This window comes from Blastococcus sp. OS1-29 (assembly GCF_057628075.1).
This window is the reverse complement of record NZ_JBXXJK010000001.1, coordinates 167892-181747: the sequence shown is the minus strand read 5'-3', so window position 1 is coordinate 181747 and position 13856 is coordinate 167892. Positions and strand designations below refer to the sequence as shown.

Below are 13856 nucleotides of genomic sequence, written 5' to 3'. Positions count from 1 at the left end.
GCCTATCGCTGCAGGTCCGCGATCCGGCGCAGGATGGGCAGCAGCGCGTCGACGATCATCGTCGCCACCTCCTCGTGCACCTCGAGGGGTTGACCGATGGGGTCACGGACATCGTCGTCCGCTCCGGCCTGGCGTCCGGAGCGGGCCGCGGACATGGCCGTCACCAGGTTCCGCGCCCGATCGGGAAGGGTCGCGCCCTCGACTGGCTCGTCGCCTATCCGCCCGAGCAGGTCCGCGGCCTCACGCAAGGTGAAGGTGCGGGCGAGTGCTCTTGGCGCCCGCTCGAGGACGTGACGGCGGTGCTCGCGCGTCATCGTCAGGGTGAGATCGGCGCCGGCCGGCATGTCGTCGAAGAGCTGTCGGGCGCGGAAGTCGCCGGCCTCGGCACCGAAGCCGCGGAGCACGAGAGCGCTGTCGGGGTGCATCGCCGAGTCCACGACGGCCCGGGTACCGGCGCTGTCGATCCGGATCAGTGCAGCGTCGTGACCCATGACTTCGTCGACGAACGCACGCCCGAGCCGCTCAGCCATCGCCGAGCGGCAGATGTTGCCGGTGCACACCAAGAGAACGCTGAACGTTCCTGGCTCGGGGGTCGGGCGGCTCACCTGCACATTGTGCGGATCAGTACGCCCCCGAGCCGCGCAACACGGCTCCGACCGTCTTCCAGAGCATCGTGAAGTCGAACATGAGCGACCAGTTCTCGACGTAGCGGACGTCCATGCGCACAGAGTCGTCCCAGGACAGGTCGGAGCGTCCGCTGACCTGCCACAGACCGGTCAGGCCGGGCTTCACGAGGAAGCGCCGGTGCATGTCGAAGCCGTACTTCTCCACCTCGGTCGAGAGCGGAGGGCGAGGCCCGACGAGCGACATCTCGCCGCGGAGCACGTTGAACAACTGCGGCAGCTCGTCCAGGGAGTAGCGCCGAATGAACTTGCCCACGCGGGTGACTCGCGGGTCGTCCTTCTTCTTGAAGAGGACGCCGTTGCCGTCGCTCTCCTCTTCCAGCACCTCGACCATCCGATCGGCGCCGGGGACCATGCTGCGGAACTTGAGCATGTTGAAGACCTGGCCGTCGCGGCCCACGCGCTCCTGCCGGAAGAACACCGGCCCGCGGCTGGTGACCTTGATGGCAAGCGAGATCCCGACCAGCACCGGAAGCAGGAAGAAGAGGCCGAGTCCAGCGGCGGTCTTGTCGAAGAGGTCCTTGCCGATCCGGCGGATGCCGGTCAGCTCAGGCCGTTCCATGTGCATGAGCGGCAGGCCGCAGACCGGCCTGATGCGCACGCGCGTGCCGACGATCTCGGTAACGGCCGGCGCGAGCAGCAGCTCGGCCCGGGTCTTCTCCAGATCCCACCCGAGCCGGCGCAGCGTGGGGCCGTCCAGCTCGGGGCAGGGCAGCACGGCGACCGTGTCGACCTCGTAGCGGGAGACCACATCGGCGACTTCGTCGAGGCCGCCCGGTGCGCCGCGGCCAGCTCGACCAGCGCGCCGGCGACGGCGACGGCGACCTTCCAGGAGGGGCCCGACTCCGCGACCGGCGCCAGCGCCATGGTCACCCGCCGCCGGCGGCCATCGACCACCCGGCGAAGAGGAACGGCAGTTGCTCGTGCCAGCTCGGCGACGCGGTGTTCCGGTTCGGTCGGCGCGCAGCGCCCGCTGAGTGCGCTGCGGGTCCGGAGACAGGGAGTTAGTGCCAACTGCCTTCGGCGCTTACAGCCTCTGAGCGAGTTGGTCGTAGATCCACCGGTAGGTCTTCTCCAGCCCGTCCCTCAGCGCGACGGACGGCTCCCAGCCGTAGCGCTGGCGGATGAGACTGTTGTCGCTGTTCCGTCCGCGTACCCCCTGCGGGGCGGTCAGGTCGTACTTGCGCTCGACCTTGGTCCCCGCGATCTCCTCGATGAGATCCACCATCTGGTTGATGGAGACGAGTTCGCTGGAGCCGAGGTTCACCGGCGAGCCGTACGGGCCGTCAGTAACCATGCGGGTGCCCCGCACGCAGTCGTCGATGTACATGAAGCTCCGGGTCTGTTTGCCGTCGCCCCAGATGTCGATGGTGGCTTCACCGGTGAGGACTGCCAGCGCGATCTTCCGGGAGAGCGCGGCCGGCGCCTTCTCGCGCCCACCCTCGAAGGTGCCGAGCGGACCGTAGACGTTGTGGTAGCGGGCAACCCGCGTGCCGAGTCCGAAGTCCTCGTGGAAATGACGGCACATGCGCTCGGTGAAGAGCTTCTCCCAGCCGTAGCCGTCCTCGGCCATCGCCGGGTAGGCATCGTCTTCCTGGAGGGCTGTCACGTCGGTCTCGGTCTGCTTGTCCGCGGCGTACACGCACGCGGACGACGAGTAGAAGAACCGCTCCACGCCCTCGTCCCGGGCGGCCACCAGCATGTGGGTGCTGGTCAGCACCGACAACATGCACAGAGCCTTGTTGGCCTCGATGAACCCCATGCCACCCATGTCAGCGGCCAGGTTGAAGACCGTTGCCACCCCTCGCACGGCGGACCTGCACTCGTCCAGATCCTGCAGGTCGCCGATGCGGTTGTCCGCCGATGGGATCACCTGGTGCCATTCACTCAGCGGCTTGCGGTCGACACACCGGATCGAGTGCCCCTCATCCGCAAGCACAGCTGTCAGCGCGCCACCGATGAAGCCGCCGGCACCGGTCACAAGGACATCTGCCATGTCGTCTCACCCAGGATCCGCGAGTAGCGATCGGTTCAGGCGGGACAGTAGGGGGCGCGTCAGCACATGGGTATGTTTCCGGAACTCCGGGAGCACATTTGGCCAGGAAAAATCAGCGGAACCGCGGACCGATGACCTTGCCGGCCTCCTGCCCGAAGATCATTCCTTCTGGCACGTCCCCGCGAACGACGGTGCCGGGCGTGACGACTGCAGAGCGACCGATGTGGCTCCCGCCCAGCACGATGCAGTGGGCGGTGATCCACGCGCCGTCCTCCACCACCACAGGCGACGTGGTCAGAGCCATGTCGGTCCGGAACGCGTGCGAACCCGTGGTGATGAACGTGCCCTGGGAGATGACCGCGTCCGAGCCGATGGTGAGCCGGTCCTGGTTGTGCAGCCACACGTCCTCACCGATCCACGACCGGTCGCCGATGGACAGCTTCCACGGAAAGCGGACCCGCAGTCGCGGACGAAGGATCACGCCCGAGCCGATCCGCGCACCGAAGGCCGTCAGCGCTGCCCGCCGGACGCGCGTGCTGATCTGCCATGGGTTGGTGACCAGCAGAAGCTCGACGACGGCCCACGCGTAGACCTTCCAGGCCGGCGCGTCCCACGTCTCGCGCCGACCGGGTGCGGCCGACAGATCGACGATGCGTGGCATCGGGAGAGCCTAACGTCGGACGTAGAGCAGATCGGCCGTGTTCCGGGCCCCGGACAGCCATGGGCGATGCCTCCGGGCACCCCTCACTGCCGACAACGCGTCATCGAGAACCGCCTCGAAGCGGTCGGCCACGGCCGCGCTGTCGAATGTGTCCTCCGCAAGCTGCCTTGCCTGCGTGCCCAGCGACGTCCGGCGTGGCTCGTCGTCGAGAAGCGACCGCAGCACTCCGGGGAGGGTGGCGGCATCGGCGTGGGCGACGACGACTCCGGCGTCGTGCGTTCGCAGCATCGCGGCCACGGCGTTCGCGGGATCCATCACCGCCACGACGGGCCGGCCGGCGCAGAGGTAGGTCAAGACCTTGGACGGCACGGAGAAGCGACTCGCTGCCGGCTCCAGGATGCACAGCAGGACGTCGGCGGACCCCAGCAGCGTCGGCATCTCCGCGAATGGCACGTAATCGCGGAGCTCCAGCCGCCCGGCCGCGACCTCTTCTGCGCGTCGCTCGAGCCAGTCCCGGCCCTTGCCCTCGGAGACCACGACGACCGTCGTGTCGTCGAGCTCGGGTGCGGCGGCCACGTCGAGCAGCAACTGCGGATCGTGCTTGAGCCCGAGGGTCCCCGCGTAGAGCAGTCGGTGTCGTGCACCGTCGCCGGCGGATGGCCGGTCCGGCTCCACGACCGGGAGGTCGTCGAGTACCGCCCAGTTGGGGATCACCGTGAATCTGCGCTCGTCGACGTCCCAGCGCTCATAGACGTCGGTGAAGGCGTCAGCGATGGCGACGATGTGACGCGCATTCTTCGCCACCGTTTTCTCCCCAGCCTCCGCGATGGCGCCGACCGTGGCGGCGACCCTGCGTGGGAACAGCCGATCAGCGGTTGCCCGGACCCCGTGGGAGTACACGTCCTGGTGCCAGAACACGTAGGGCGTCCGACGGAGGCGCAGCAGCTGAACCAGGAGGACGTTGGACAGCAGCGACATGTTGCACAGCAGGACGAGGTCGGGCCGGAACCGTCGAACGGCCCGAGCGGCCTTCCACGCGTACTCGACTTCCTGGACGAGCCGCAGAACGGGCCTGTAGCGAGCGAACGCCCGCCGCAGGTTGACCTCGGTGATCGACAGGCCCGGCGGATCGTCCGGCCGGAGTTGCATGTCGCCGTGCCCGGTGACGTTCGTCGGGCTGTACTGGTGATCGATGCGGTAGCCCCGGCGGGCCAGTTCCCTGCTCAGCTGCACCTGGAAGGGGTGCCCGGCGAAGTCATGCACGACGACGCGCGGTCGAGCCGGTGCGTGGCTGCCATCCGGGGTCATGATCGCCTCTGCTGTCAGGAGGCGCGGCGGGAGTGTTTGTGGCCCGTCGTCACGTCCGCTTCGTAGCCGTAGCCGTATCCGGAAGCCGTCGCGGCGCTCGGCGGCACGATGTTGAGGACCACACCCAGCGTCCGGGCGTGGACCGCATCCAGCGCGGCGGCCGTCAGCCGCAGGTGCTCCTTCGTCGCCCGGCCGTAGAGCACCGACAGCAGCACGCCGTCCACCAGCGTCGCCAGACCGGTCGAATCCGCCACGGGGAGCAATGGGGGGGCATCGATGAGCACGAAGTCGTTCATGCCACGCACCTTGTCGAGCAGGGCGGCCATGTGCGCCGATGCCAGCAACTCACCTGGGTTCGGGGGCTTGGGTCCCGCGCCGAGAACGAACAGTGTCGACTGGCCGTACTGCTGGGTGACCTCTTCGAGGTCGGCGGTGCCGGCCAGCACGTTGGTCAACCCCACGCCGCCCACCAGGCCGAGATACTGGGTCACCCGTGGGCGCCTGAGGTCCGCTTCGAGGATGGTCACGCGGTGTCCGCCCTCGGCCAGTGCCACGCCGAGGTTGATGGTCAGCGTGGTCTTCCCCTCCGCGGGCACCCCGCTGGAGACCATGATCACCTTGGGTGGGTCGTCGATGTTGATGAACTGCAGGCTCGTACGCAGGCGCCGGAAATCCTCGGCGATACGGGTCTCCGCGTCACGCTCGAAGACGTGCTTCTTGGCCAGTCTTTCGTCGCGGGTCACCGTGCCCAGCGCCGGAGCTCCGGCAATTGCCGCGGCGACCTCGGCGTCTCGAATACTCCGGTCCAGATGCGAGCGTGCGACTGCCGCCCCGGCCCCGAGCAGGAGACCGAGCGCAAGGCCGAGCGCCAGATCACGCACCGGCCGCGGTTCGGCCGGGGCGGTCGACCGCTCGGGCGGCTCGACGACCGTGATCTTCACCGGGGAGCCGGTGGCGCCGTCCGGGGTCTCCAGCGTCGTGACCATCTGGGTGAATTCGTCGCCGACGGCCTGCGCGATGGCCCGGGCACGATCGGGCGAGGTGTCGGACACCGTGACGTCGAGCAGCACCGTGTCCGGCACCGCCTTCGCGTCGATCTCCTGAGCCAGCTGCGCGGGTGAGAGGTCGAGGTGCAGCCGGTCGATCACCCGCGAGGCCAGGTGCTTGCCCGTGAGCAGTTGTGCGTAGGAAGCCACGCGCTGCTGCGAGAACTGGCTGCCCTGGAAGACGTCGCTGGTGGACGTCGACTCCGTCGTGGAGACGAACAGCCTGGTCTGTGACGTGTATTGCGGCGTCGCCGCCAGGACGAACGCTGTCGCGGCTCCCCCACCGAGGATCAGGCCAAGGAGCAGCAGCCACCACGACCGGCGCAGCGCCGTCGCCAGATCTTGCAAACCCATACGGTTCCTGTCTGTTCTCCGGGTGCTTCAGTGAGCGCCCGGTCCCGGAACGATAGGTCGGGCGATGCCCGGCGAGGAGGTCTGCGCGCGCGGCGCACGGCCGCCCCGTCGCCGCTGCCGCAGGTAGGTGAGCCACGCGACGAGCGCGTAGAGCACGGCCGCGCCCGCAAGTGCCGCGGCGAAAGCCACGGCCGAGTTGCCCAGTAACGCGGCCAGGAGCGCTCCGGAGAACACGAATCCGGAGCCGGACAGGAGCACGACGGCCAGGTGACGAGCCCGGCTCAGGGTCTGCAGACCGAGCACGGCGCCCGCCGCCGTCCCCAGGGCGACGTACTCGAGCACGATCCACGCCAGCACTGAACGTGCCCCTGCCCAGGAGTCACCCAGCATCAGGTCGCCGGCAGCTGCCGGCAGAAGCAGGAGCACTGTCCCCCACAGGACGGCGGCGCAGGCCAGGCCGCCGGAGACACGTCCCATCGGCCGTAGCTTCGACTCGGCCGGGGTGCGGAAGATGACCGGAAGCATGGCCATCCCGGCGAAGGCGAAGAGCGTGTTGACCGGCGCCATCACGGTGGACGCGCCCCGCAGTGCTCCTGCGGCCGCGGCCCCGACCGTGAGCGTCGCCAGGCCGAGCGTCACGTACGTGGCCAGTGACGCGCCGACGTAGCCCAGCGCCGTCACCTCCCCCGTGGCATGCCGCTGACGCAGGGCGGCCCAGCCCTGAGCGATGGACGGCAACAGCCGCAGTCCGGCCAGGGCCACGAGAAGCGCCGCGACGGCCCCGGCGAGCCAGACCGACAGGGACACCAGAAGGGGCGGCCGGAACGCGTAGGCGACCGCGACCGTCGCCACCCAGACCCCGTCGGAGACCAGCGCCACGGCGGGGCGGCCGGAGGCGATGCTCGCGTAGCGGCACAGGTCCTGAGCCACCACGACCGGGAGGGCAACGACGAGCAGGGCGATGACCGGCAGCGTCTCCAGGCCGGTGATCGCCAGCGACGGAAGCGCCATCGCGACGGCGGCCACCGGCGCCACGCACAGTGCGGCCCCGGTGAGCTGTCGGGCCTGGGACAGTGCGTGATCGGCCGACGTCGTCAGCGCGATCTGCGTGCCCCACAACTGCCGGGACAGACCGAGGAATGCGCTGAAGAGCGCGTAGACGACGGCGAAGCGGCCGAACGTGGTGGGGTCGGCCGATCTGGCCATCAGCGCGACGGTCAAGAAGTTGGACAGCCCGGACAGTGCCTGGTCCGCCAGGGCGGCGAGCCGCCCCGAGGGGAGCGAGAGCCTCCGCCCGAGGAACCCTGTCGACGTCGTCCTGGTCATCACGGGAGCTGCAGGGCTTCGTCCGGACGGGGCTCCCCGCGCAGGAGACTGCGCACGCCGATCCGGTTGCCGCGCAGCCGGCCGCGACGGTCGACGGCGCTGCGCATCGGTGCGACCGCCCCCAGCAGGTTGGCGAGAACCGGACGCATGGTCAGGTACAGCGTCTCCGTACGGCTCAGGACCCGACGCCGGCGCAGGTAGGCGGGGTGCACGACCTGCTGGTAGCCCAGCCGCACGCCGCTCTGCCGGCCCGATGGCACGCCCAGATGCACGAGCTCACATCCCGCGAAGTTCACGACCCGACCCACGCGCGCGACCCGCGTACTGAAGTCCCGGTCCTCCAGCCAGCCGTAGAGCTTCAGCGCCTCGTCGAAACGCACAGCTCGCGCCGTCTCGGCCCGGACGACCATGCAGCAGCCGTAGACGTGAGCGGCTTCCTCGATGTCGCCAGCCGGCTCGCGACCCTCGAGCAGCGCCCTGGCCGTCGATCGCTCGATCGGCCCACTCCGGACCCCGTCTGCGACGACGAGACCCGAGAACAGCACGACGTCGGGATGGCGGGTCACCAGCGCGTCGGCGCGCGCGAGGAAACTCGGGTGCAGCTCGGTGTCGTCGTCCAGGAACACGAGGTAGTCCGCTCCGGAGCCCACGGCGTCGATCAGGGCGTTGCGCTGAATCGTGAGCCCCGCCGGCGAGTGGACCACCGTGACCGGCAGGGGCCCGAGGTCCGCCGGGAGGTCCTCGGGTGACGGCACACCCACCCACACCGAATCGGGCGTCCTCGACTGGCCGACGAGCGACGCCAGGCTGTCCCCCAGTACGTCCGGCCGTCCCTTGCTGGCAATGGCAACGGCGAGACGAACGCCTGCCTTCGCCGGCTCTTCGGGCGGGCCCGGCGGGACGGGGACGCTCATGCGGCTCTCCGGTGCTCGACCCACCAGCAGGCCCCCAGGAGCACGAGCAGGTTCGCCATGGCCTGCAGCAGGGAACCGCGCAGCAGGAAGATCAGATAGAAGGGCAGGATGCAGCCCAGGACGTCGGGCGACCGCTCCCTCCGCAGCAGCTCGACCGTCCGGTCGTCGCGGCCCCTCGCCCACCACCCGAGCAGCGCACCGCCGGTGGCGACGGCGAGCCAGCCGGCGTTGATGTAGAGCTCCGCCCACAGCGGTGCCGACAGGTTGGTGAACCGGTAACCGCGGAAGTCCGCCAGGACGATCCCGGTGTCCCGGGGCTTGGCGTCCCACAGCTGACGCGGCACCCAGAACAGCGCCACCCCGAGGGCCTGGTTCCCGTCGGAGAGGCCCCGCCGCTGCACGAACAGGACGGTGTTCTCGATCTGGGCAAAGGCGTCGTAGTCACCGCTGAGCAACGATTGCTCCGGTCCCACCGCATGCAGGGGGCCGTTGTCATCGCCGCGAAAGGCGTCGGCGATCGGGAAGACGAGAACCAGACCGACGACCGCAGCCACCGCAACGAGACGGAAGCGCCGACGCGTCGCGAACATGCCGAGCGAGGCGGCGATCGAGAGCCACACGGTTCCGACGATGTAGCGGGGGCTGTTGATCGGGTTCGCATGGACGACGAGCACCAGGACGACGACGAGGTACAGCAGGGACTTCCCTCGGGTGCGCGAGTCGGGCCGTCGTGCCCGCAGCCGGGTCAGGGACACGAAACTGACCACCAGCGGCATCGTGGCCAGGGCCGAGACGACGCCGAGAGTTGCTGTATTGGGCCACAACGCCGCAGCTCGGCGGCCCACCGCCAGCTGGTCGGTGAACAGCGCCGGCCCGACATTGAGCAGGTAGTAGCCCGTGCACGCCAGGGCCAGCGCCGTCAGCACGTAGACGGCGCGCGGCTGGGGACCGATGTCCGGCCCCGCTCGCCTCGGGGTCTGATCACCGACGGCAGCGGCCTCCGGGCGCCGTCCCGAGGCCCCGCGGAGGTATGCGGCGAGCAGCACAGCCGCGGACCCGACGGCCACGATGAGAACGGGCTCCAGCGTGGCCGAGGCGATGGTCTCCGGCGTCGTCTCCGGGGAGACGCCCTGGCGGAGCTGCGCCAGCGGCGCCAGCCCGAGAAAGACGTAACTGAACAGCCACAGCGTCATCTCGACCAGCCGCTGTCGCCCGTCGGCCACCAGCCACGCGTAGCGCAGCCCCGTGACCGAGGTGAGAACCCAGGCTCCCGTCCAGGCCGCCACGTGCGGGCCCGACGTCGCATCGATGAGGTAGAGCGGCACGACCACGGCCAGGCAGAGAGCCGACACGATGAAGATCGGTGCGGTGAAGGACCCCGTCGGGGCGCTCGAGGGGTCCGCGCTCGCCGGCGCAGCGCCGAGCCCCTGAGGAGCTGTCATGAGGCGGCGCCTCGCTCCGCCGCCTGCCGATAGATGGCCGTCAGCCGTTCGGCGACGCGGTCCAGCGTGAACCGCTGCTCAGCCAGCGTGCGCGCCGACCCGGCGGTCCTCGTCCAGAGATCGCGATCCGACAGCAGCCGCATGACCGCTTCCGCCAGCTGATCGGGCGAGCCGTCGGTGACGACCGCGGCGCCGGCCTCGTGCGCAGTGCGTGACAACCCGGTCTCGTCGGTGATCACGGCCGGCAGCCCGCAGGCGAAGGCCTCGAGAAGCACCATGGGAAACGGCTCAGCGCGACTGGGCAGGACGAGCACCGCCGCCTCGGAAAGCCGTGCCCGCGCGCGTTCGATCGTCGTGGCGCCGCGGTAGACGCATCGCGGGGTCAATCCCCTGCGCTCGATGTCCTGAAGTGTCGAGGCGCCCTCCCCGCCGTCCGCACCCCACAACTCGAACCGGACCTCCGGTCGATGCCGGGCGATGATCTCCGCCGCGGCCACGAAGGCGCGGGGACGCTTCCGCTCCGCCAGGCGCGAGCTGTACAGGACGAGCGGCGCCTCGGTCGGAGGCTCGGCGCGACACTGCGCGAGCGGGACGCCGTTCTCCACTCGGTGCACCCTGGCGGACGGGACGCCGAGCGCTTCGAGGTCCTGATCCTCCTGCGGCGTCAGCGCCAGGAAGGCGGCCGCCCCCCGGAAGACCCGGCGCCCGAGCAGCCGGTCCACCAGCGCCTGCGCCGACGACCGCCGGGCGCGGATCTGACCGTGGGGCTGAAGCACCACCGGAACGCCGCGCAGAACGGCAAGTGCCGCCCCCGGCAAGGTCAGCAGGTCACGTGTCACGTGGACGTGGACCACGTCGAACTCCCGCACATGCCGGGCGAGCCAGATCAGCAGACCCGGGGCCATCAGCCCCACGAAGCTCGACCGGAGAGGCTTCCACGCACGGAACAGCCGCAGGTCCGTCCGGCCGGCCGCGACATCGTTCCCGTCCCACCCCGCGGCGACGGTCACCTGATGCCCGCCGTCCCGCAGGGCAGCCGCCTGGTCGAGCGCGACCGCCACCGGTCCGCCGTACGCGCCGTCGGCGCTCACGTACGCGGCCACGGAGAGGATCCGCAGGCGGTCAGGACCCTGACGCGGACCGACCATCGGCCTCCGTCGGGTTCGGCCACCGGAAAAGACGACGGCGTTCGGGCATCGGCACAGGGTACGAGGCGGGAGGCCGGGTCAGGGGCCGGTCGAACGCGGTCCAGCAGACGGAGCGAAGATTCTCAGGGCGCCGGAGCAGCGTTCATGCCGTTAGCCTCCGCGAACGAACGTCGGCGATCCACGGAGTGCCTCGTGAGCAATCTGTTCCATGCGGCCCGAGCGGGAATGGCGGCCGGCCTCCGGACGATGATCAGCCGCGCGTTCACCACGGACGAGGACTTCCGGCTGGCCATCCGCGACATCCAGCACATTCCCGGCTGGTTCGACGAGACGAATGCGAGCGCCTTCTGGGCAGTGATGGCCGAGCAGACACCGCAGACCGTCGTGGAGATCGGGTCCTATCTCGGCCGCAGCACGGTCTTCCTCGCCCACACCGTCAAGCGATTCGGTCCCTCCGATGCCAGAGTCGTCTCCATCGACCCGCACACCGGCGACCGGCAACAGCTGGAGGGCCTGGGCTTCGGGAGCACATCAACGCTGGACCTGTTCCGCTTCATCGTCTCGGCCGCCGGACTCCAGGACCGCATCGACATCCGGGTCGCCACGTCGGACGACGCCGCCCTCGACTGGAGGGACGAGATAGACCTGCTGTTCGTGGACGGGTGGCACTCCTACGACGCCGTCCGCAGCGACATCGCGCACTGGGTGCCGTTTCTCACCGAGCGCGGCCTGGTGTGCTTCGACGACTACCTCACCTACGCCGATGTACATCGAGCCGTCAACGACGGGTGCGCGGACGCGGGACTGACCGTCTACGGGTGCGTCCTGGGACAGGCATGGGCGGGCCGTGAGCCGGAGCCCCCGCGCGCGTTGAGCCGCGGGCTGCGGTACGCCCGACTGCGGCCGAGATCGATCCCGGCCTGACCGGCCGGCGGGTTCCTCGGGTGTGGCGTTCTCAGACCCTGTGCAGCAGGTCGCGCCATCGGGCCGCCACGACCGGCAGGTCCCGGCTCGCGGCGAAGAACGCGTGCCCGTCCGATCCCAGAGCCGATCTCGCCGCGGAGCTGTCGTGCAGGCTCTTGATGCACCGGGTCAACGCGTCGACGTCGTCGGTTGCCACGACGAAACCGGCCTGAGCCTCCAGGACGTCACGGGCCCCCTGCCCCTCCGCGGACCCGAGATAGATGACGGGCTTCGACGCCGCCATGGCGGCATAGACCTTCGACGGGACACACGTGCCCGTGGCGTCCTCGTCGAGGGCGACCAGGTGGATGTCGCCGGCGGCGAGCACGTCCCTGATCGGGCGCCGCGGCGACTTCCGCCGGAACTGGAGGTTCGCCGGCCGTTGCTCGGCCGCCGCCAGCGCCTCGAACTTGTCGCCGTCCCCGATGAAGACGAACTCGATGTCCTCGCCCTCCAGACGGCGAGCGGCGAGCGGAACGCTGTCGACCGAGTGCCGGTAGTTCAGATGCCCGCTGTAGAGGACCACCGTCGCCGTCGGTGCGATGCCCCACTCCGCGCGCATGCTCGCCCCGTCGCCTCCGGTGAACTCGGAGGCCGGCTGCCAGATCGGCACGACGTCCACCTGATTGCCGCGGTAGAGGCTCTGCGCGACATCGCGCATGCACTCCCCGAGCACGACGATGCGGTCAGCACGGGCGAGGGAGATCCGGTCGACGACCAGCCGGACCCGGTCCAGCGCCCGCCCCCGCGCCTTCCCCAGGGCACTCAACTGCAGGCGTTGAAGCGTGAAGAGGTCCATGAGCCAGGACACGTGGCCGTGCGGGGGTCGTCCAGAAGGCCGTCGGAGCGCGTTGGCCAGCCGGACCGTCAGGCCTACCCCCGTCGGCTCCTCCAGCGTCACGACGACACATCGCTCCGGCAGCCGGAACAGCGACCACGCGGTGCCCAGCACGAAGGCGGCCCGCAGCACCGGCCCCGGCAACCGTCTCCACAGCGGGCTCATCGCGTCGTAGGAGATGCGCTGCACCGTCGATCCATCGCCGGACAGCGCATCGATCAACTGCTCCAGAGATCGAGAAGGCGCGTCACGTGCGGGATCGTGGAAGCCCCGCACGAAGGCCACTCTCATGCGCGCACCCCTTCCGCGGACCGGAGCCGGCCCGACGAACGCAACGGGCGGAAAGCCGGGCTCGGCAGTCTAGGCTTCACCGCTCCCGCCCCGGGCCCGGCACAGCATCGTCGGGACCGTCGGGCCCGCGCCACGAAGGGATGAACCCGTGTCCTTGTCGCCGGCCGGTATTCGCCGCAGCGTGGCCCGCCATCTACCGCCAGGAGTCGTGGGGCGCCTCGACCTCCTGCGTCCGTCGCTGCGCACGACCTGGGGTGGTCCGCTCAACGGCCAGGAGCATCGGCAAGCCCTCGTTCGGAGCCTGGCGCGATCCATCCATTTCGATCTCGTTCTCGAGACCGGGACCTACCGCGGGACGTCGACCGAGGCGTTCGGCGCCATCTTCGGAACACCGGTCCACACGGTGGAACAGAACCTTCGCTTCTACACGTACAGCGCCTCCCGCCTGGGCCGCGACCCACGGATAACCGTGACCCGAGGCGACTCCCGCGCCTTCCTCCGAGAGCAGGTCCGCCGTCATTCCGATGAGTCGGTCTTCGTCTATCTCGATGCTCACTGGGAGGACGACCTCCCGCTCCCCGAGGAACTGCAGATCATCGCCGCAGGCCTGCCGACTGCTGCGGTGATGATCGACGACTTCGCCGTGCCCGACGACCCCGGCTACGGCTACGACGACTACGGCCCGGGCAAGGCACTGACGGAAGAGTGCCTTCCGCCGATGGAGGGCTGGACGCTCTGCTACCCGTCGGCCCCCTCGGAGCTGGAGACCGGACAGCGGCGCGGCAGTTGCGTGCTGCTGTCCCCTGCGCTCGCTGACGTCCGGATACCCGAACTACGGGTAGCCCGCACGCTCTGACACGACCCCCGCGGACGGGCCCGCGACGGG

13 protein-coding genes are annotated in these 13856 nt (G+C 69.9%); 2 read left to right on the top strand and 11 right to left on the bottom strand.

Annotated features, from left to right (window positions below; translation table 11 throughout):
- Window positions 1–2: 2 nt before the first annotated feature.
- The 10 genes from AC2H4J_RS00875 to AC2H4J_RS00830 all read right to left on the bottom strand — a co-directional run bounded on the left by AC2H4J_RS00875 (window position 3) and on the right by AC2H4J_RS00830 (window position 10833).
- Entirely contained in the window at window positions 3–605 is a 603-nt protein-coding gene (locus tag AC2H4J_RS00875) for an arsenate reductase/protein-tyrosine-phosphatase family protein (RefSeq protein ID WP_487462935.1), read from the bottom strand.
- Between the two features lie 16 nt (window positions 606–621).
- On the bottom strand, window positions 622–1515 hold the full coding sequence (locus AC2H4J_RS00870; protein ID WP_487463687.1) for a sugar transferase: 894 nt from the start codon (window positions 1513–1515) through the stop codon (window positions 622–624).
- Window positions 1516–1710: 195 nt separating this feature from the next.
- Window positions 1711–2664, bottom strand: coding sequence for an NAD-dependent epimerase/dehydratase family protein (locus tag AC2H4J_RS00865; RefSeq protein ID WP_487462934.1), 954 nt, complete (start codon window positions 2662–2664; stop codon window positions 1711–1713).
- Window positions 2665–2791: 127 nt separating this feature from the next.
- Entirely contained in the window at window positions 2792–3340 is a 549-nt protein-coding gene (locus AC2H4J_RS00860; protein WP_487462933.1) for an LbetaH domain-containing protein, read from the bottom strand.
- Between the two features lie 9 nt (window positions 3341–3349).
- Complete coding sequence (locus AC2H4J_RS00855; protein ID WP_487462932.1) at window positions 3350–4648, bottom strand: glycosyltransferase family 4 protein; 1299 nt, start codon at window positions 4646–4648, stop codon at window positions 3350–3352.
- Window positions 4649–4662: 14 nt separating this feature from the next.
- Entirely contained in the window at window positions 4663–6048 is a 1386-nt protein-coding gene (locus AC2H4J_RS00850) for a tyrosine-protein kinase domain-containing protein (protein WP_487462931.1), read from the bottom strand.
- A gap of 27 nt (window positions 6049–6075) precedes the next feature.
- Complete coding sequence (locus tag AC2H4J_RS00845; protein ID WP_487462930.1) at window positions 6076–7374, bottom strand: MATE family efflux transporter; 1299 nt, start codon at window positions 7372–7374, stop codon at window positions 6076–6078.
- The gene (locus tag AC2H4J_RS00840; protein ID WP_487462929.1) at window positions 7374–8288 is read right to left on the bottom strand and encodes a glycosyltransferase family 2 protein; all 915 of its coding nucleotides are present in this window, start codon (window positions 8286–8288) and stop codon (window positions 7374–7376) included. Before AC2H4J_RS00840 ends, AC2H4J_RS00845 begins: the two co-directional genes overlap by 1 nt.
- The gene (locus AC2H4J_RS00835) at window positions 8285–9730 is read right to left on the bottom strand and encodes a hypothetical protein (RefSeq protein ID WP_487462928.1); all 1446 of its coding nucleotides are present in this window, start codon (window positions 9728–9730) and stop codon (window positions 8285–8287) included. Before AC2H4J_RS00835 ends, AC2H4J_RS00840 begins: the two co-directional genes overlap by 4 nt.
- Window positions 9727–10833: a glycosyltransferase gene (locus tag AC2H4J_RS00830; RefSeq protein ID WP_487462927.1), complete on the bottom strand. Its 1107-nt coding sequence runs from the start codon at window positions 10831–10833 to the stop codon at window positions 9727–9729. The genes AC2H4J_RS00835 and AC2H4J_RS00830 overlap by 4 nt, the downstream gene beginning before the upstream one ends.
- 237 nt (window positions 10834–11070) lie before the next feature.
- Here AC2H4J_RS00830 and AC2H4J_RS00825 point away from each other — a divergent pair, with 237 nt between their 5' ends.
- Window positions 11071–11802, top strand: coding sequence for a class I SAM-dependent methyltransferase (locus AC2H4J_RS00825; RefSeq protein ID WP_487462926.1), 732 nt, complete (start codon window positions 11071–11073; stop codon window positions 11800–11802).
- Window positions 11803–11833: 31 nt separating this feature from the next.
- Here AC2H4J_RS00825 and AC2H4J_RS00820 read toward each other — a convergent pair whose 3' ends face one another.
- Window positions 11834–12970, bottom strand: a complete 1137-nt coding sequence (locus tag AC2H4J_RS00820) for a glycosyltransferase (protein ID WP_487462925.1) — start codon at window positions 12968–12970, stop codon at window positions 11834–11836.
- A 208-nt stretch (window positions 12971–13178) separates the two neighbouring features.
- Between AC2H4J_RS00820 and AC2H4J_RS00815 the strand changes: the two genes are divergently transcribed.
- Window positions 13179–13826 (top strand): class I SAM-dependent methyltransferase, encoded by a 648-nt coding sequence (locus AC2H4J_RS00815; RefSeq protein ID WP_487462924.1) that lies wholly within the window; start codon window positions 13179–13181, stop codon window positions 13824–13826.
- Window positions 13827–13856: the final 30 nt, after the last annotated feature.